Source organism: Methylobacterium amylolyticum (assembly GCF_030700245.1).
Lineage (GTDB): Bacteria > Pseudomonadota > Alphaproteobacteria > Rhizobiales > Beijerinckiaceae > Methylobacterium.
In genome coordinates this window covers 16,262-32,442 of sequence record NZ_JAUYZI010000004.1, presented here as the reverse complement: position 1 = coordinate 32,442, position 16,181 = coordinate 16,262, and the positions used below count along the sequence as shown (strand labels likewise).

Annotated in this window: 19 protein-coding genes; 9 read left to right on the top strand and 10 right to left on the bottom strand. The window is 73.8% G+C overall.

The window, feature by feature from the left end; translation table 11 throughout:
* Positions 1–128: 128 nt before the first annotated feature.
* A complete protein-coding gene (locus tag Q8W71_RS04395; RefSeq protein ID WP_305524117.1) occupies positions 129–2,384 on the top strand; it encodes a transglycosylase domain-containing protein in 2,256 nt (751 codons plus the stop codon).
* Between the two features lie 258 nt (positions 2,385–2,642).
* Here Q8W71_RS04395 and Q8W71_RS04390 read toward each other — a convergent pair whose 3' ends face one another.
* Positions 2,643–3,482, bottom strand: coding sequence for an aldo/keto reductase (locus Q8W71_RS04390; protein WP_305524116.1), 840 nt, complete (start codon positions 3,480–3,482; stop codon positions 2,643–2,645).
* Positions 3,483–3,699: 217 nt separating this feature from the next.
* Here Q8W71_RS04390 and Q8W71_RS04385 point away from each other — a divergent pair, with 217 nt between their 5' ends.
* Genes Q8W71_RS04385 through Q8W71_RS04375 form a run of 3 tightly spaced genes read left to right on the top strand, consistent with a single transcriptional unit; the run spans position 3,700 to position 5,458 of the window.
* Positions 3,700–4,782 (top strand): adenylate/guanylate cyclase domain-containing protein, encoded by a 1,083-nt coding sequence (locus Q8W71_RS04385; RefSeq protein ID WP_305524115.1) that lies wholly within the window; start codon positions 3,700–3,702, stop codon positions 4,780–4,782.
* Positions 4,783–4,832: 50 nt separating this feature from the next.
* Entirely contained in the window at positions 4,833–4,988 is a 156-nt protein-coding gene (locus tag Q8W71_RS04380; protein WP_305524114.1) for a hypothetical protein, read from the top strand.
* Positions 4,989–5,005: 17 nt separating this feature from the next.
* Positions 5,006–5,458 (top strand): YaiI/YqxD family protein, encoded by a 453-nt coding sequence (locus Q8W71_RS04375; protein ID WP_305524113.1) that lies wholly within the window; start codon positions 5,006–5,008, stop codon positions 5,456–5,458.
* Between the two features lie 34 nt (positions 5,459–5,492).
* On the opposite strand, the gene Q8W71_RS04370 is transcribed toward Q8W71_RS04375, so the two are convergent.
* The 7 genes from Q8W71_RS04370 to Q8W71_RS04340 form a co-directional block, all read right to left on the bottom strand.
* Complete coding sequence (locus tag Q8W71_RS04370) at positions 5,493–5,756, bottom strand: BrnA antitoxin family protein (RefSeq protein ID WP_305524112.1); 264 nt, start codon at positions 5,754–5,756, stop codon at positions 5,493–5,495.
* A gap of 7 nt (positions 5,757–5,763) precedes the next feature.
* Complete coding sequence (locus tag Q8W71_RS04365) at positions 5,764–6,111, bottom strand: hypothetical protein (protein ID WP_305524111.1); 348 nt, start codon at positions 6,109–6,111, stop codon at positions 5,764–5,766.
* Positions 6,112–6,336: 225 nt separating this feature from the next.
* Positions 6,337–7,341, bottom strand: coding sequence for a cell envelope integrity protein TolA (gene tolA, locus Q8W71_RS04360; protein WP_305524110.1), 1,005 nt, complete (start codon positions 7,339–7,341; stop codon positions 6,337–6,339).
* A gap of 4 nt (positions 7,342–7,345) precedes the next feature.
* Positions 7,346–7,837, bottom strand: a complete 492-nt coding sequence (gene tolR / locus Q8W71_RS04355) for a protein TolR (RefSeq protein ID WP_305524109.1) — start codon at positions 7,835–7,837, stop codon at positions 7,346–7,348.
* Positions 7,838–7,933: 96 nt separating this feature from the next.
* Positions 7,934–8,629 (bottom strand): MotA/TolQ/ExbB proton channel family protein, encoded by a 696-nt coding sequence (locus Q8W71_RS04350; RefSeq protein ID WP_305524108.1) that lies wholly within the window; start codon positions 8,627–8,629, stop codon positions 7,934–7,936.
* Positions 8,630–8,839: 210 nt separating this feature from the next.
* On the bottom strand, positions 8,840–9,406 hold the full coding sequence (locus Q8W71_RS04345) for a Tat pathway signal protein (RefSeq protein WP_305524107.1): 567 nt from the start codon (positions 9,404–9,406) through the stop codon (positions 8,840–8,842).
* A gap of 14 nt (positions 9,407–9,420) precedes the next feature.
* Entirely contained in the window at positions 9,421–9,921 is a 501-nt protein-coding gene (locus Q8W71_RS04340) for a hypothetical protein (RefSeq protein WP_305524106.1), read from the bottom strand.
* A gap of 674 nt (positions 9,922–10,595) precedes the next feature.
* Between Q8W71_RS04340 and Q8W71_RS04335 the strand changes: the two genes are divergently transcribed.
* Both Q8W71_RS04335 and Q8W71_RS04330 read left to right on the top strand, forming a co-directional pair.
* On the top strand, positions 10,596–11,024 hold the full coding sequence (locus tag Q8W71_RS04335; protein WP_305524105.1) for an Hsp20 family protein: 429 nt from the start codon (positions 10,596–10,598) through the stop codon (positions 11,022–11,024).
* A 121-nt stretch (positions 11,025–11,145) separates the two neighbouring features.
* Positions 11,146–11,430, top strand: coding sequence for a BQ00720 family protein (locus Q8W71_RS04330; RefSeq protein ID WP_305524104.1), 285 nt, complete (start codon positions 11,146–11,148; stop codon positions 11,428–11,430).
* A 4-nt stretch (positions 11,431–11,434) separates the two neighbouring features.
* Here Q8W71_RS04330 and Q8W71_RS04325 read toward each other — a convergent pair whose 3' ends face one another.
* Positions 11,435–12,202 (bottom strand): alpha/beta fold hydrolase, encoded by a 768-nt coding sequence (locus Q8W71_RS04325; RefSeq protein ID WP_305524267.1) that lies wholly within the window; start codon positions 12,200–12,202, stop codon positions 11,435–11,437.
* A gap of 185 nt (positions 12,203–12,387) precedes the next feature.
* Here Q8W71_RS04325 and Q8W71_RS04320 point away from each other — a divergent pair, with 185 nt between their 5' ends.
* From Q8W71_RS04320 to Q8W71_RS04310, 3 genes are all read left to right on the top strand, one after another.
* Positions 12,388–13,605 carry a glycosyltransferase family 4 protein gene (locus Q8W71_RS04320; protein WP_305524103.1) on the top strand — a complete coding sequence of 406 codons (1,218 nt, stop codon included), beginning with the start codon at positions 12,388–12,390 and terminating at the stop codon, positions 13,603–13,605.
* A gap of 266 nt (positions 13,606–13,871) precedes the next feature.
* Positions 13,872–14,393, top strand: coding sequence for a translation initiation factor IF-3 (infC, locus tag Q8W71_RS04315; protein WP_305524102.1), 522 nt, complete (start codon positions 13,872–13,874; stop codon positions 14,391–14,393).
* A gap of 94 nt (positions 14,394–14,487) precedes the next feature.
* On the top strand, positions 14,488–15,282 hold the full coding sequence (locus tag Q8W71_RS04310) for a HesA/MoeB/ThiF family protein (RefSeq protein ID WP_305524101.1): 795 nt from the start codon (positions 14,488–14,490) through the stop codon (positions 15,280–15,282).
* Here Q8W71_RS04310 and Q8W71_RS04305 read toward each other — a convergent pair.
* Positions 15,271–16,149 (bottom strand): DUF1186 domain-containing protein, encoded by an 879-nt coding sequence (locus Q8W71_RS04305; RefSeq protein ID WP_305524100.1) that lies wholly within the window; start codon positions 16,147–16,149, stop codon positions 15,271–15,273. The genes Q8W71_RS04310 and Q8W71_RS04305 overlap by 12 nt on opposite strands.
* Between the last annotated feature and the right edge of the window lie 32 nt (positions 16,150–16,181).

Below are 16,181 nucleotides of genomic sequence, written 5' to 3'. Positions count from 1 at the left end.
GGGCGCCCCGCGTCCGGCGCGCCCGGGCAGTGCTAACGCCCCCTTAAACCGCCGCATTTAGCGTGCGGTAACCGGTCCCGCGGCGCTCGGCGCACGGGGCCGGGCGGTTTCATGCGCAGACGGGATTCATGGCCAGAGGGCTGGGCAGCGGGCAGGGCAAGGGGCCGGGCAACGGGCCGGACAGGGGTCGGGGCAGGATCGAGCCGAACTTCGATGTGCCGGAGGGGCGCTCGACCCGGGGCGACCTCGATCTGCGCCTGTCCCGCGAGGACCGGGCCGGGGGCGGAGACGGGGGGCGCGTGGGCAAGCGGACGGGCTCGGGGACGGGGAGGGGCGCCAAGGCGGCCAAGGGGACGGCGCGGGGCGCGACCGGGCGCGGCGCGCGGCGCGTCCGCCGCCGCTCGTGGCTCGGCCGCATCGTCTACGGCTGCGTCGTCCTCGGCCTGTGGGCGGCGATCGGGCTCGCCGGGCTCGTGGCCTACCACGCCTCGCAACTGCCGCCGATCGACCAGCTCTCGGTCCCGAAGCGCCCGCCCAACATCGCGATCCTGGCGAGCGACGGCTCGCTGCTCGCCAACCGCGGCGAGACCGGCGGGCGCGTCGTGTCGATCAAGGAGCTGCCGCCCTACCTGCCGCGCGCCTTCGTGGCGATCGAGGACCGGCGCTTCTACACCCATGCGGGCATCGATCCCGTCGGCATCGGCCGGGCGATCGCCCAGAACCTCACCCGCCGCGGCGTCGCCCAGGGCGGCTCGACGCTGACGCAGCAGCTCGCCAAGAATCTGTTCCTGACGCCGGAACGCTCGGCATCGCGAAAGATCCAGGAGGCGATCCTGGCGCTGTGGCTGGAGCACAAGTACACCAAGGACGAGATCCTCGAACTCTACCTCAACCGCGTCTACTTCGGCGCCGGCGCCTACGGCGTCGAGGCGGCCGCGCAGCGCTACTTCGGCAAGCCGGCCAAGGACGTCAGCCTCGCGCAGGCCGCGATGCTCGGCGGCCTCGTCCAGGCGCCGTCGCGGCTCGCCCCGAACCGCAACCTGCCGGCCGCGCAGGCCCGCGCCGCCCAGGTGCTCGCGGCGATGCAGGATCTCGGCTTCGCGGCGCCGGGGGACGTGAAGGTGTCGCTGGCCCAGCCGGCCCGGCCGGCGAGCAGCCGCGGCGGCGGCTCGGCCAACTACGTCGCCGACCTCGTGATGGACGTGCTCGACGACTACGTCGGCAAGTTCGAGACCGACATCGTCGTGCAGACCACCGTCGACACCGGCCTCCAGGGGACCGCCGAGCGGGCGCTGACCGACGAGCTGAACAAGCAGGGCGGGCGCTACAACGTCGGCCAGGGCGCGCTGGTGTCGATGCGGCCGGACGGGGCGATCCGCGCCCTGATCGGCGGGCGCGACTACGCCCAGAGCCAGTTCAACCGCGCCACCACCGCCAAGCGTCAGCCGGGCTCCTCGTTCAAGCCGTTCGTCTACCTCGCCGCGGTCGAGCGCGGCGCCACCCCCGACACGGTGCGCGAGGACGCGCCGATCCGGATCGGCACCTGGGCGCCGGAGAACTACTCCCACCGCTACGAGGGCCCGGTCACCCTGCGCTCGGCGCTCGCCCACTCGCTCAACACCGTGGCGGTGCGGCTCGGCCAGGAGGTCGGCCCGAAGGCGGTAGTGCAGACCGCCCAGCGCCTCGGCATCACCTCGCCGCTCCAGGCCAACGGCTCGATCGCGCTCGGCACCTCCGAGGTGACGCTGATGGAGATGGTCGGCGCCTACGGCGCCTTCGCCAACGGCGGCACCGGGGTGATCCCCTACGTCGTCGCCTCGGTGAAGACCACCGACGGCAAGGTCCTCTACAAGCGCGCCGACAGCGGCCTCGGCCGGGTCATCGACGCGAGCGCCGACGGCATGATGAACGCGATGATGCACGAGACCTTCGTCTCCGGCACCGCGAAGAAGGGCGACATCCCCGGCTGGGATCTGGCCGGCAAGACCGGCACCAGCCAGGACTTTCGCGACGCGTGGTTCGTCGGCTACTCCGCCACCCTCGTGACCGGCGTCTGGCTCGGCAACGACGACGGCGAGCCGACCAAGAAGGCGTCCGGCGGCAACCTGCCGGTGGAGATCTGGAAGACCTACATGACCCAGGCGCTCAAGGGTCAGGCGCCGGTGCCGCTGCCGAACATCAACCGCTGGCGCAGGGCCCCCGAGACCACCGCCACGGTGGCGAACGCCGCCCCCGGCCCCGGCGACGTGCTGGGCCAGATCGGCCAGTTCCTGAACGGCGGCGCCGCCCCCGAGCCCGCTCCGCGTCCCCGCGCCCCCGTCCGCCGCGAGGCCGCGCCGGACGACCGCAACCTCCTGGAGAAGCTGTTCGGCATCGGGGAGTAGGGGAGTCGGGAGTGCTCTCGCGCAGCGTGGGCGGGCACCCCTCTCCCCTCTGCGGGAGAGGGTGGCGCCCGAAGGGCGTCGGGTGAGGGGAGCGACGGTGCCGGATGTGGCGGACGGCATCCGCGCAATGCCGTTGCTTGAAGCCGGGCTCCCCTCTCCCGACCCCTGCTCACGCAGGGGCCACCCTCCCCCGCAGAGGGGGGAGGGAGACCCGGCGCGAATGGGTCGCTCGACGAACCACGCGGAGTTCCGCGGCCGTCACAGCATCGGCAGCATCCGCGGCCGCGGGCCGCGGGGAAAATGCGCGTCGATCAGCGCGATCTCGGCCGCGCCGAGATGCAGCGCGCCCGCCCCGGCATTCTCCACCGCCCGCGCCGGCCGGCCGGTCTTCGGGATGGTGAAGGTGGTGGCCAAGCGGGTCAGGAAGGCCAGCGCCACCGCGTAGGGCGTGGTGCCGTGCGACCGGGCGATCCCGTCGAGCACCCGGCCGCCCGGGCTCGACGGCTCGGGGAAGTCGCCGCTGCCGAAGGGCGAGTAGCCGACCAGCGCCACCCCGTGATCCGCGCACCAGGGCAGGACCGCGTGCTCGATCGCCCGCTCGCCGAGATGGTAGAGCACCTGGTTGCAGGCGATCCGGTCCGGCCCGGCGACCGCGAGCGCCCGCTCCAGGTCGTCGACGTCGAAATTGCTCACCCCCCAGGACAGGATCTTGCCCGCCCGGCGCAGATCCTCGAACCCACCGATCGTCTCCGCGAGCGGGTGGCTGCCCGGCCAGTGCAGCAGGTAGCAGTCGAGCCGGTCGGTGTTCAGCCGCCGCAGCGAGGCCTCGCAGGCGCGCACGACCCCGCGGCGGGTGGCGTTGCTCGGCACGACCTTGGAGACGAGGAACACCTCCTCGCGGCAGTCGCGGACCGCCTCGGCGACGATGGCCTCGGCCTCGCCGTACATCTCGGCGGTGTCGATGTGGGTCATGCCGGCGTCGATCCCGGCGCGCAGGGCCCGCACCGCCTCCGCCCGGTCCCCGCGATCGATGTTCCACGTGCCCTGGCCGATCACCGGCACGCGGACCCGCGCCGCGCCGAAGCGCCTCGCCTCCATGCCAACGCTCCCTCGTTGTCCCGGACCGCGACGCCGCCCGACCTGGGGCCCGCCGCGGTGTGGGAGTCCCGCGCCTTACTCGCGCCATCATGGGGGCGTGAGCAATGGCCGATCGCAGCGCCCGGCGCTAGACTTTCGGCCAGGGTCACCCCGTGTCCATCGCCCGCGCCAAGCCCCCCGCAGGCCGCTCCGGCGGCGCCGCCCGCGGAGCCCGCTGATGCTGCCCGCCCATCGCTGGTTCTGGGTCCTCATCCTGCTCGCGGCCGCGGGCGCGGGGCTCCTCTACAACGTCGTGTTCGCGGCCGGGGCCTCGCCGCTGGCCGGCTTCACCTACGGCCTGTGCATGGGCGCGGCGGTGCTCGCCTTCGACCGCGGCCTGATCCTCGCCGGCCTCCAGGCCCGGATCCGGCGCCTGCCGGCCTCGCTCTACGTGCCGGCGGCCGAGTTCGCCTACGTGCTGATGATCGCGGCCGGCAACGCGCTCGGCGGCCTCGTCGTCTGGGGCTTCTCCCTCACCAAGGACCCGCTCGTCGAGGCGACCCGGCTGACCCCGCGGGTGCTCGCCTACGCGCTGGCCGTGTCGGGCCTGCTGGTCTTCGTGATCCGCATGCGCGACCTGATCGGCGGCGAGGTGTTCGTGAACTTCATGATCGGCCGCTACCACAAGCCGGTCGAGGAGGAGCGCGTGTTCCTGTTCCTCGACGTGGTCGGCTCGACCGCCTTCGCCGAGGCGCACGGCGACCTGCGGGCGCAGGAATATCTCGGCGCGGTCTTCGCCGCGCTGGCCGAGCCGGTGCGCCGCAACGGCGGCTCGGTCGACGATTACGTGGGCGACCTCGCGATCGTGACGTGGCCGATGAAGCGGGGCCTGCGCGACGCGCGCTGCGTCACCTGCCTGTTCGACGTGCGCGAGCGGATCGAGGCGGAGGCCGAGGCCTGGACCGCCCGGTTCGGGGTCGTGCCGCGCCTGCGCGCCGCCCTGCACGGCGGCCCGGTGGTGACCGCGGAAGTCGGCGTCGACCGGCACAAGATCGCCTATTTCGGCGACGCGGTGAACGTCACCGCGCGGATCGAGGCCCTGTGCCGGCCGCTCGGGGTCGACGCGCTGATCTCGCAGGACCTGCTCGACCGGCTTCCCGGCCTGCCGGACGGCGTGCGCGCCCGCTCGCTCGGGGCCCACGCCCTGCGCGGGCGCGGTACGCCGGTGGCGGTGGCGACCCTGGAGCGCGGCGGCGCCGCCTCCGAGCCCGAGCTCGAGGCCGGCGCGCGCCCGGCCCGCCGCGCGGCGGGCGCCCGCTGATGCCCCCTTCGACGGCCGGCCGTCCGGGCCGGCGCGCGAGGGTCCTGCGGATGCTGCTGCGGTTCGGCCCGCCCCTGGCCGGCATCGCCCTGATCGGCCACGCCGTGGTGATCTCGGTCGGCGGCGACATCGAGCGCTGGGAGTTCGCCCTGGGCGTGCTCCTGATCGTGGCCGGCTTCGCCTCGAAGCTGGTGCCGGCGCGATGAGCGCGGAGGGACCCGGCGTGGACATCCCCGTCTACCTCGACGCCGACGCCTGCCCGGTGAAGGACGAGACCTATCGCGTCGCCGCGCGCTACGGGCTGACCGTCCACGTCGTCGCCAACAGCGTCCTCAACCTGCCGCGCGAGCCGTGGATCGTCCGGGTGGTGGTCGGCCCCGAACTCGATGCCGCCGACGACTGGATCGCCGCCCGCGCCGGGCCGGGGAGCATCGTGCTCACCGCGGACGTGCCGCTCGCCGCCCGCTGCGTGCGGGCCGGCGCCGCGGTGCTGTCCTTCACCGGCAAGCCGTTCACCGACGCCTCGATCGGCATGGCGCTCGCCACCCGCGACCTGATGCAGTCCTTACGCGAATCCGGGGCGGTGACCGGAGGGCCGCGGCCGTTCTCGGCCCGCGACCGCTCCGAGTTCCTCGGCGCCCTCGACCGGGCGGTGAACCGGATCCGGCGGGGCTGACCCGCGCCGGAAACCGTCTCAGCCCCAACCCATCTCAGCCCTCGGCCCGGGCGACCAGCGCCTTCAGCGCCGCGTTGATGCGATCCTGCCAGCCCGGCCCGTCCTTCTGGAAATGGGCGAGCACCGCGCTGTCGAGGCGCAGGCTCACCATCTCGCGCACCCCCGGTGCCGCGGCGGGCGCGGGCGCGGGCGCCGCCGGCGGAGGGGCGTCGGGTTTCGGCGTGGTCGCGGCCTTGAAGGCCGCCTCCGCGGCCGCGCGCGGATCGGTGAAGCGGCGGCGGTTGCGCGCGTCGACCATGCCGGGGTCAGCCCTTCGCGGCGGTCTTCGGCGGGGCCTTGCGAGCCGCGCCCTTCACACCGCCCTTGGCGGCGCTCTTGGCGGCCTTCGCCTCATCGGCCGCCTGCTTCTCCGCGGCCGCGGTCTGGGCGTCCGCCGCCTCCTTGGCGAGGCGCAGGGCCCGCAGGCGCACGGTGCGCTCGTCCACCGCCTTGATCGCCGCGTGGTGCTCGGCCATCGCCTGGGCGCCCTCGCGCGCCATGCGCTCGGCCCGCTCGGCCCGCTCGGCCCGGTTCTCGGCGCGGACGCGCGCCTCGGTCTCGGCGGCGCGGATCTCCTCGGCCTCGTCGAGGTCGGTCTCGGTATCGTCGTTCATCGCATCCCTTTCGCCCCGCCCCGGGGAAGATGCGCCGGCATCCGAGCCGGTCGGCGGTCGAGGCGGGCCCGGCCTGTTCGAAGAGGGGGTGGAGGCCGGATGACCCGGCCCGACGCTCGGCGTCGGGGGACGCGGGCGGCGGGCCGGAATGTTAAGGGCTTTAGCATGCCCGCGCGCCGGCTGGCGAATCGCCGTCCCCGGGCGCGCGGGCGTAGTCCCTGGAAATCACCGCACCCGGTAGTTCAGCGGGATCGTCACCGACAGGCTCGATTGCGTCACGCCGGGCGGGGCGGGCGGGAGATGGCCGCGCACCGCCGCGAGCGCGGCGCTGTCGATCTGGCCGACGCCGCTGGAGCGGGCGAGGCCTGCGCCCGACACCGAGCCCGAGCGCAGGACGGTGAACCGCACCAGCGCCGTGCCGCCGCCGGTGCCCGCCGCCGCCCCGGGATTCATCCGGCCGTGGATCGCGGCGCTGATCGCCCCGGTCCACTGGCGCAGGGCGCTCGGGTCGTTGCCCGCGGCGGCGCGGCCGGCGGCGTTCTGGCGCGAGGACGAGGCGGCGTCGCGGGTCTCGGCGCCCTGGCGCGCCTGCGCCGCCCTGGCCTTCGCCTCCCGGGCGGCCTTGGCCTTCGCCTCGCGGACCTTCTCGCGCCGCTCCTCCTCGCGCTCCCGCCGTTCCTCCTCGCGCTCGCGGCGCTCGGCCTCCCGGCGCTTCTCCTCGCGGATCTTCTTCAGCTTGGCCTCGCGCTCGGCCTGGAGCTTGGCGAGATCCGGCTTCGGCTCCTCGGGCTTGGCCTCCTCGGCCTGCGCGACCGGCGGCGGTGCCAGCGGCTCGGCCTGCTCGGCGGTGGAGGTGATCACCTGGGTCGGCGGCTCGACCGCCGCGGCCTCCGGCGGCGTGACGGGCTTCGCCTCGTCGGGCTGGGCCTCGGCCTGCTCGGCGGGCGGGGGCGGCTCGGTCGCCTCCTCCACCGGCTCGTCGATCGGCTTCGCCTCGGGCGGGGCGGCCTGGCTCATCTGCTGCTCGGCCGGCGCCTGGGTCGGCGCGTCGGTCATCAGCGGCGACAGGTCCACCGTGATCTGCTGCTCGCCGGGCGGGGCCGGGGGCGCGAGGCGCACGAACATCACCGCGGCGAGCACCAGCGCGTGCAGAGCCAGCGCGACGAGGAAAGCGGGCACGAGTCCGGACGGGCGGCGCCCGGGCAGGTCGGTCGCGGCGAGGGTGCTCATCGGGTCAGCGGGCGGTCTCTGCGGGGGCGGCCGGGGCGGAGGCCGGAGCGGCGGATCCGGGGGCGGCGCCGCCGGGCGACTGGGCGATGAGCGAGACCTTGGAGAAGCCCGCCTGCCCGATCAGGCCCATCACCTCCATGACCTTGCCGTAGGGCACGTCGCGGTCGCCCCGCACCAGGATCACCTGATCCTTGTCATCGGCCGCCATCTCGCGCAGGCGCGGCACGATGCTGTCCATCGTGTACACCTGCTTGGCGATCGAGGGGTTGCCGTCCTTGTCGACGGTGACCTCCAGCGGCTTCTTCGCCTGCGCGACCTTCGCCGCCGCCGTCTTGGGCAACTGCACCGGAACGCCGGTCGTCATCAGGGGCGCCGCGACCATGAAGATGATCAGCAGCACCAGCATCACGTCGACCATCGGCGTGACGTTGATCTCCGACATCGGCGCGTCGTCGAGGCCGTCCTCGTCGCCCGTGCGGATCGATCCCATCGCCATCGGGTCTGCTCCCGGTCTCTCGTCTCGAATCGTGCGTGTGCGGCGTCCCGGACGGCTGCGGCGCCCGGGACGGGGTGCGGGGTGTGGAGGCGGGCGCTACTCGGCGGCGGCGCGGTGCTTCTGGCCGGCCCGGTCGCGGGCGAGGCGGTTGCCGAGGACGGCGATGCACGAGCTGAAGGAGCTCTGGACGCCGCCGACGTCGGTGGTGAGCTTGTTGTAGGCCATCACCGCCGGGATCGCGACGACGAGGCCGATGGCGGTGGCGAACAGCGCCTCGGCGATGCCGGGCGCCACCACCGCGAGCGAGGTGTCCTGGCTGCGCGCGATCGACGAGAACGAGTTCATGATGCCCCAGACCGTGCCGAACAGGCCGACGAACGGGGCGGTGGAGCCGGAGGTGGCGAGCAGCGACAGGCCGCCCTTCAGGCGCTTGATCTCGACGCCGAGCGCGCCGCGCATCGCCCGCTCGATCCGCTCGCGCCGCTCGGCGCGGGTCTCGGTCTGGTCCTGGTCGCGCCACGCGTCGAGCGCCGCCTTCACCACGTGCCCGGCGATGCCCTTGAACTCGCCGTCGAGGCTGCCGCCCGAGCGCACCAGGTTCTCGAACGCCTTGGCCTGACGGCGGGCGGCGGCCAGCCGCACGACCTTCTCGAACACCACGGTCCAGCAGGCGATCGAGGCGATCACGAGGAGGATCATGACCCCCTTCACGATCGGGTCGGCCTGGAGGAACAGCCCGAGGAAGGAGAAGTCGTGACCGGTCTCGACCGGGAGGGCTTGTGTCGGGTCCATTCAGGGCTCCTCAGCGTCTGTCGACCGCGGCCTGGGGCCGCTCGGGGATCGGTGCGGCCAAAGCCGCGGACCGCCCGGCGGCCTGTCGGTGCCGCCGGGCGGTGTGGTTCGTCGGTGGCGCCGGCCGCCCCGGAGCCGCGCCGGGCACGGGCTCCGGGTCCGGGTCGCGATGCTCTCCCTCGCGACGAGGCGGCCTCGGCCCCGGCCCCCCTAGCGGTCGAACGCGATGCCGGCCTTCGACTCGGTCTCGGTCCGTTCCAGGCAGGCCTCGCGCGCGGCTTCGCCGCCGTCGCAGGCGAGCACGTCGTTCAGGAGGACCCGGCCGACCTTGCCGCAGGCGATCCCCGGGAAGTCGAAGATCTTCACGGTGGTCTTGCGCGGCGGCAGCGGCCCGAGTTCGACCGCCACCCGGCGCTGGGCGATCCCCTCGGGATCGAAGGCGAACAGGTCGACCTTGTAGGACTTGAGGGCGGGGCCGCGGGTGTTGTCGACCACCATCGTGATGCGGCAGGCGTCGCCGGCCGGCTCGGTCTTGTTGAGCTGGAGCTTGATCGGCGCCCGGTCGGGGGCCGCGCGATCGGACGTCGCCTTGTCGGGCGTCGCACCGGGAGCCGCCCCGGGAGCCGCCTTGTCGGCGGGAGCATCCTGCGCGAGCGCCGCGGCGACGAGAAGCACTGACAGGGCGAGGCAGGCCGCCGTGTCGAGGGCGACGCGCCCGATGCGGCGGCGGTACAGGGGAACGCTCCAGGCAGCCAAAGTCCGAAAATCCTCTCTCATCCCGGTCACCGGGGTCAGTGCAGCACCGCGGCGGCCGGGCGCGCGGGGGCGCGGATTCCGGCCAACCGCGTCGCCGCCATGTCGATCGTCTCGGCCGCGGCGCGCACCGCCGCTTCGAGCCGGGGCGCCGCCGGGCGGGCCGCCAGCGCGGCCGCCCCATCGGCCACGTCGTCCCAGGCCCGGCGCCGGCCCCGGCCGATCAGCGCGACCAGGGCGCATTCGTGGCCGGTCAGCCGGCAGCAGCTCGCCGGCATGAACGACCAGTCCTCGGCGCGCTCGGCCTTGAGGGCGCGCACGATGCCCACGACGCCGGCCACGAAGCGCGGCCCCTCGGCCGGGCCGAGCAACTGCTCCGCCCCGTCGAACGCCGCGTCCCAGCAGGCCACGTCGCAGGTCATGTAGCCGGCCGCCACGAATCGGGCGACCGACAGGGCCAGCACGTCGGCTTCGTCGCCGCAGACATCGGCGACGCGCCGCAGTGTCGCATGGCCCGGCGGTGTCGAGGACGCGCTCATCCAGCCTCCGCGGGTCGCCCGCTGAACCGATCTCGTGCGGATCGCCGGCCCGGTCCGGAACCGGAGATCCCCGCCGCGGCAATATTCGAGGACCGGACGTACTATCAAGGCCTGCGCAGAAAATCAGAGCCATTCCAAACTGTTAGCCGGCCGAGACACGGAGCCGTCCTCTTGCCGCATCGACCCGGAGTAGATTGCGCATTCATCCCAAATTCCTCCGCTAGACCCTTGGAGAGGTCGGCGGCGGGTTTCGGCAGGACTCCGAACTCGGATGAACGCGACACAGCCGCAGCGTGTTTGTCGCCGATTGTGACACGCCCTCCGTCATCCCGGGGCGCCGGAGGCGAGCCCGGGATCCAGAAACGCCGACGACAGCCATGTCCGGCACGCCCTGTGGTTCTGGATTGCGGGCTCCGCTGCGCGGCCCCGGAATGACGGCGGTGGTGGATCGCAGCCGAGGTGGCCCGGCGTTAACCCGGGTTCGGAGCCCTGCGGGTCTCGGCGCCGCCCTTGATGGCCCCTGTGCGCTCGGCCATATCACCGTGATCCCGGCGGCTGCCCGCCGGGCGGAGCGCTGCCGCGTGCGGGCTCCCCTGACGCCGAGGCGCTCGCCGATCCGCGCGGCCTGGCCGGCCTCCGGGTCTGAGGTCTCGCATTCGAGAGTGACGGCCGCGATGACTCGACCCTCGCCCTTCGGGCACCCCTTCCTGCTCGGCTTCGACGAGATCGAGCAGGCCCTCGACCGCGTCTCCAAGGCCGCCAACGACGGCTACCCGCCCTACAACATCGAGCGCCTGCCGCGCACCGAGCGGGAGCCGGAGCGCCTGCGCATCACCCTGGCGGTGGCCGGTTTCACCCGCGACCAGCTCGACGTGATGCTGGAGGAGAACCAGCTCGTGGTCCGCGGCCGGCAGGTGGACGAGCGCGAGCGCCACTTCCTCCACCGCGGCATCGCCGCGCGCCAGTTCCAGCGGGCCTTCCTGCTGGCCGACGGGATGGAGGTGCTGGGCGCCGATCTCTCCAACGGCCTGCTCTCGATCGACCTCGTGCGCCCCGAGCCCGAGCGGGTGGTCCGCCGCATCGACATCGGCGCCCGGGACTGAGCCGCGGCGGAGGGGCGCACGGAGCCCGATTGATCGGGGCCCGGCCCGTCCCCACATCGGGATCGAGCCCCCGGCCGCCTTCGGGACCGGGGGGACGCTCTGCCTCGTAAGGAGGGCACCCATGTCCGATCTGACCGCCTCGCCCCTGACCCCCGCCGACCTCGACCCGGCCGCGTTCAAGCCCGCCGACCTCGCCGCGCTCGGCGAGGGCCACATCGCCTATGTCCGGCCGATCCGGTCGGAGGAGGTGCGGCGCTACTTCCCGCAGGCACCCGAGCTGTCGCCGGGCCTCGACCTGTTCGCCCTGCTCTCGGCGAGCGGCGCGCCGATCATGCTCGCCGATTCCCGCGAGGTGGTGCTGGCCAACGCCTTCGCCCACGACCTCCAGCCCGTCAGCCTGCACTGACCCGTCAGGCGATCCCCGCCACCGCCGCGACCAGCCGCGCGATGTCCTGCGGCCGCGACAGGCGGTGGTCGCCGTCGGCGATCAGCGTCAGCACGGTGCCCTCGGCCGGGAGCTGGCCGAGGGTGCGCAGGGCGTGATCGTAGGGCACGTCCGGGTCGCGCATCCCCTGGAGGATGTGGACCGGGCAGCCCGGCTCGATCGGCGCCCCGAGCAGCAGGTTCCGCCGCCCGTCCTCGATCAGGGCGCGGGTGATCGGATCCGGCTCGGGGGCGTAGTCGCTCTCCCGCAGAAAGACCCCCTCCGTCTCGATCGCCCGGCGGGCCGCCTCCGGCATCTGCGCCCACATCAGCTCCTCGGTGAAGTCGAGGGCCGGGGCGATCAGCACGAGGCCGGCGGTCGGCTCCCCCCGCGCCCGCCGCGCCCGTGCCGCGAGGCAGGCGATCCACCCCCCCATCGACGAGCCGACCAGCACCGGCGCCTCGCGCACGTGGGCCGCGATCACCGCCTCGGCATCCGCGAGCCACGAGGAGATCGTGCCCGCCGCGAAGTCGCCGTCCGACGCCCCGTGGCCGCCGTAGTCGAAGCGCACGAACCGTCGCCCGGCCGCCTCCGCCCAGCCGTCGAGGGCGGCGGCCTTGGTGGCGGTCATGTCCGAGCGGAAGCCGCCGAGCCAGACCACGGGCGGCCCGGCGCCCTCGCGCACCCGCACCGCGATCCGCCGCGCCGCCGCGCCGCCGCCCACCGTCAGGAAGTCCGGCCCCGCATCGCTCATGCTGTCCTCCGTCACCTCGTCCTCCGTCGACACCGCGGCGGGACCCGGCGAATCCAGTCCTGAACAGGTCCGCTTCAGGGACCGTTTACCGAACCGTAAAGCGCGGCGGCGATGCTGCCGCAATGGGTGCTGGCATTTGGCAGAGATCGGCTGGCGTCGCGCGGATCCTCGCGGAGGGCCCGCAGATGGGCGATGAGACCCGGGCCGGACCGGCCTTCCCGGTGGATGCCGGGGCGCTGGCCGGCGCCTGCATCCTCCAGATCATCCCCGAACTCGACGCGGGCGGGGCCGAGCGGACGACGGTGGACGTCGCCGCCGGCCTCGCCGCCGCCGGGGCGCGGGCGCTGGTCGCCACCGAGGGCGGCCGCCTCGTCGGCGAACTCCAGGCCAAGGGCGGCCACTGGCTGCGCTTCCCCGCCGCCTCCAAGAACCCCGCCCGGATGGCGCTGAACGTGGTCCGGCTGATGGCCCTGTGCCGCCGGGAGGGCGTGCAGATCGTCCATGCCCGCTCCCGGGCCCCGGCCTGGGTGGCGCTCGGCGCCGCGCGCCGCCTCGGCCTGCCCTTCGTGACCACCTACCACGGCAGCTATTCCGGCCGCACCGGCGTGAAGGTGCTCTACAATTCGGTGATGGCCCGGGGCGACGCGGTGATCGCCAACTCGCGCTACACCGCCGACCTGATCGCCCGCCTGCACGCCGACCAGGCGGGCGCCCGGGTGCGGGTGATCCACCGCGGCACCGATCTCGCCGCCTTCAACCCCCTGGCGGTCGGTGCCCCGCGGGTCGAGGCCCTGCGCCGGGCCTGGGGCGTCGCTCCGCACGAGCGGGTGGTGCTGCTCGCCGCCCGGCTCACCGCCTGGAAGGGCCACCGGGTGCTGATCGAGGCCGCGGCGCGGATGCGCGACCGCGGGCTCTCCGACTTCGCCGTGGTGCTCGCGGGCGATCCGCAGGGGCGGGCGGCCTACGAGCGGGATCTCGACGCCCTGGTCGCCGCGCGCAACCTCGGCGGCCTCGTGCGCCGGGTCGGCCACTGCACCGACATGCCGGCCGCCTTCCGCGCCGCCTCCGTGGTGGCGGTGCCCTCGGTGGAGCCGGAAGCCTTCGGGCGCGCGGCGGTGGAGGCGCAGGCGCTCGGCACCCCCGTCGTGGTCTCCGACCTCGGCGCGGTGCCCGAGACCGTGCTCGCCCCCCCGGACGTGGCCCCGGGCCAGCGCACCGGCTGGCGCGTGCCCGCGGGCGACGCCGGCGCGCTCGCCGACGCGCTGATCGAGGCGCTGTCGCTCGGCGCCAGCGCGCGTGACGCGCTCGCCCGGCGCGGGCGCGCTCATGTGGAGGCCAACTTCTCGCTCGAACGCATGGTGAACGATACCCTGGCCGTCTACGCCGGCCTCCTCGGCCGCTGACGCGGCCATGGACGCCGCCTTGCCGGAGCCGGGGGCGGTCCACACATTGTCGAGAGATCGCGGGAACCAAAATCCGGCCCGGACGCTGCATCCTCGGGCGCAGTCGTCACCGGAGCCGGTTGACTTGAGGTCCGGTTCGGCCAAGGTTGGACGTCCGGGAAAGACCGGAGCGGCTGGCGGTCAGGAGATCCTCGGGGAGGGTCGTCCGGTCCGCCGTTTCGTCGTTGCAGCAGGAGACTACAGCCATTCGTAGACCGATGAGAGCCATGCCGGCCCCGCAGAAGGACGGGCCGCGCGCCAACCGCGACATCCGCGGTGTGCGAGAGGTGCAACTGATCGACGACACCGGGCAGAACCGCGGCGTCGTGCCCTTCTTCGATGCCCTGAACATGGCCGAGGAAGTCGGGCTCGACCTCGTCGAGATCGCGCCGAACTCCGTGCCGCCGGTCTGCAAGCTGCTCGATTACGGCCGCTTCCGCTTCAACGAGCAGAAGAAGCAGAACGAGGCGCGCAAGCGCCAGAAGACGGTCGAGGTCAAGGAGATCAAGCTCCGCCCCGGCATCGACAAGCACGACTACGACACCAAGATGAAGTCGGTGCAGCGCTTCTTCGAGGAGGGCGACAAGGTCAAGGTGACCCTGCGCTTCCGCGGCCGCGAGATGGCCCACCAGGATCTCGGCCTGAAGCTCCTGGAGCGGGTGAAGTCCGAGACCGCCGAGGTCGCCAAGGTCGAGAGCGAGCCCATGCTGGAGGGCCGCCAGATGATCATGATCCTCGCCCCGCGCTGATTTTTTCGAACGTCGCACCGCGCCGCCTCCTGATCGGGGCGGCGCCGTGGCCGGTGATCTTCCTCCGGTCGGTGGGATCGCCTATCTGCGCCGCATGGCCCTCGCTCCCGAAGAAGTCGAACGCTACGCCCGCCACCTCGTCCTGGCCGAGGTCGGTGGCCCGGGGCAGGCCCGGCTGAAGGCCGCCCGCGTGCTGGTGGTCGGGGCCGGCGGCCTCGGCGCGCCGCTGATCCAGTACCTCGCCGCGGCCGGGATCGGGACGATCGGCATCGTCGACGACGACGCGGTCTCCCTCTCGAACCTCCAGCGGCAGGTCGTCCACGGCACCCCCGACCTCGGGCGTCCGAAGGTCGAGAGCGCGGCCGACGCCGTGGGCCGCCTCAACCCGCACGTCCGGGTCGCCGCGCACCCGTTCCGGATCACCCCCGAGAACGCCGTCGACCTGATCGCCGGCTACGACCTCGTCGCCGACGGCTCCGACAACTTCGCCACCCGCTACGCGGTCTCGGACGCCTGCTTCCGGGCCCGGCGCCCGCTGGTGACGGCGGCGCTCGGCCGCTTCGACGGAACGCTGACCACGATCCGCGCCCACGAGACCGGACCGGACGGGCGCCCGAACCCGACCTATCGCTGCCTGTTCCCGAACCCGCCGCCGCCCGGCACCGTGCCGCCCTGCGCGGAAGCGGGGGTGCTCGGGGCGCTCGCGGGCGTCATGGGCTCGCTGATGGCGATGGAGGTGATCCGCGCGGTGGCGGGCTTCGGCGAGCCGCTGGTCGGGCGCCTGCTGATGGTCGACGCCCGCGCCATGCGGTTCGAGACGCTGACCTACGGCTGGGACCCGGACAACCCGCTCAGCGGCGACGCGCTCGGCGGAACCTCAGCCGCCTAGACCCGGCAACGGCCCGTCGTCCTCCGGGGCCGCCTTGCCGAGGCAGCATTTCTTGAACTTCTTGCCCGAGCCGCAGGGGCAGGGATCGTTGCGGCCGACATCCTTGACCGGGTTGCGCACGGGCTCGCCGAACCCCTTGCGCGTCCAGTCGAGGGCGTCCACGGGATCGTCGATGTAGCCGTGCTGGTAGGGGTCGAGCCGGCTGAGATCGGCGGGATGCCGCTCGGCCATGCGCAGGGTCTCCACGAACCAGTCCGGCTCGCTGATCAGCGGATCGATCCGCCCGTCGGCCTGGGCCGCCTCGACGCGGGGGGCGAGGTCGCCGAACCCGAGCTGGGCGATCGCCTCTTCCCAGGCGGTCCAGCCGATGTCGCCCTCGACCGCCGCCGTGGCGTCGTCGAAGCGCACCAGCAGCGCGTGCATCGCCTCGCGCGGGATCCGGCCCTCCAGGCACAGGAACGTGCAGGCCGCCAGCACGGACTGGCGCAGGCTGTCGTCGAGGCTGCTGTCGAGGATGAAGGCGAACAGCGGGTCCGTGTCGCCGTCGAACAGGCTCGCCACGGTCCGAGCGAGCGTCGACGTGGCGGCATCCCCCAGCACGCGGTCGGTCTGTTCGATGTCGCCCCGCAGCAGCCGCAGCAGCGGCGGCAGGGCGCGGGCATCGCGGGCCTGCGCGAGGAGGTGCAGCCCCCAGAAGACGAGGTTCTCCTGCTCGGGCGTCAGCTCCGTGCCGGCGGCGGCCGTCTCCAGGAGCGGCAGCACCGCCTCGGCGATCACCTGCGGATGCGCCTGGGCCTCGCGCAGGGCCCGGGCCGGCAGGTACTCGGCCGCCGACAGGGTCTCGATCAGGGCGTGCGTTCCGGTCATGTCGTGCCTCCAGCCCATGCGGCCAGGGCTCC

Coding starts and splice junctions, on each gene's coding strand:
- Q8W71_RS04395 (WP_305524117.1), top strand. CDS start 129: ATGGCCAGAGGGCTGGGCAGCGGGCAGGGCAAGGGGCCGGGCAACGGG.
- Q8W71_RS04390 (WP_305524116.1), bottom strand. CDS start 3,482: ATGGAGGCGAGGCGCTTCGGCGCGGCGCGGGTCCGCGTGCCGGTGATC.
- Q8W71_RS04385 (WP_305524115.1), top strand. CDS start 3,700: ATGCTGCCCGCCCATCGCTGGTTCTGGGTCCTCATCCTGCTCGCGGCC.
- Q8W71_RS04380 (WP_305524114.1), top strand. CDS start 4,833: ATGCTGCTGCGGTTCGGCCCGCCCCTGGCCGGCATCGCCCTGATCGGC.
- Q8W71_RS04370 (WP_305524112.1), bottom strand. CDS start 5,756: ATGGTCGACGCGCGCAACCGCCGCCGCTTCACCGATCCGCGCGCGGCC.
- Q8W71_RS04365 (WP_305524111.1), bottom strand. CDS start 6,111: ATGAACGACGATACCGAGACCGACCTCGACGAGGCCGAGGAGATCCGC.
- tolA (WP_305524110.1), bottom strand. CDS start 7,341: ATGAGCACCCTCGCCGCGACCGACCTGCCCGGGCGCCGCCCGTCCGGA.
- tolR (WP_305524109.1), bottom strand. CDS start 7,837: ATGGCGATGGGATCGATCCGCACGGGCGACGAGGACGGCCTCGACGAC.
- Q8W71_RS04350 (WP_305524108.1), bottom strand. CDS start 8,629: ATGGACCCGACACAAGCCCTCCCGGTCGAGACCGGTCACGACTTCTCC.
- Q8W71_RS04345 (WP_305524107.1), bottom strand. CDS start 9,406: ATGAGAGAGGATTTTCGGACTTTGGCTGCCTGGAGCGTTCCCCTGTAC.
- Q8W71_RS04340 (WP_305524106.1), bottom strand. CDS start 9,921: ATGAGCGCGTCCTCGACACCGCCGGGCCATGCGACACTGCGGCGCGTC.
- Q8W71_RS04335 (WP_305524105.1), top strand. CDS start 10,596: ATGACTCGACCCTCGCCCTTCGGGCACCCCTTCCTGCTCGGCTTCGAC.
- Q8W71_RS04330 (WP_305524104.1), top strand. CDS start 11,146: ATGTCCGATCTGACCGCCTCGCCCCTGACCCCCGCCGACCTCGACCCG.
- Q8W71_RS04325 (WP_305524267.1), bottom strand. CDS start 12,202: ATGAGCGATGCGGGGCCGGACTTCCTGACGGTGGGCGGCGGCGCGGCG.
- Q8W71_RS04320 (WP_305524103.1), top strand. CDS start 12,388: ATGGGCGATGAGACCCGGGCCGGACCGGCCTTCCCGGTGGATGCCGGG.
- infC (WP_305524102.1), top strand. CDS start 13,872: ATGCCGGCCCCGCAGAAGGACGGGCCGCGCGCCAACCGCGACATCCGC.
- Q8W71_RS04310 (WP_305524101.1), top strand. CDS start 14,488: ATGGCCCTCGCTCCCGAAGAAGTCGAACGCTACGCCCGCCACCTCGTC.
- Q8W71_RS04305 (WP_305524100.1), bottom strand. CDS start 16,149: ATGACCGGAACGCACGCCCTGATCGAGACCCTGTCGGCGGCCGAGTAC.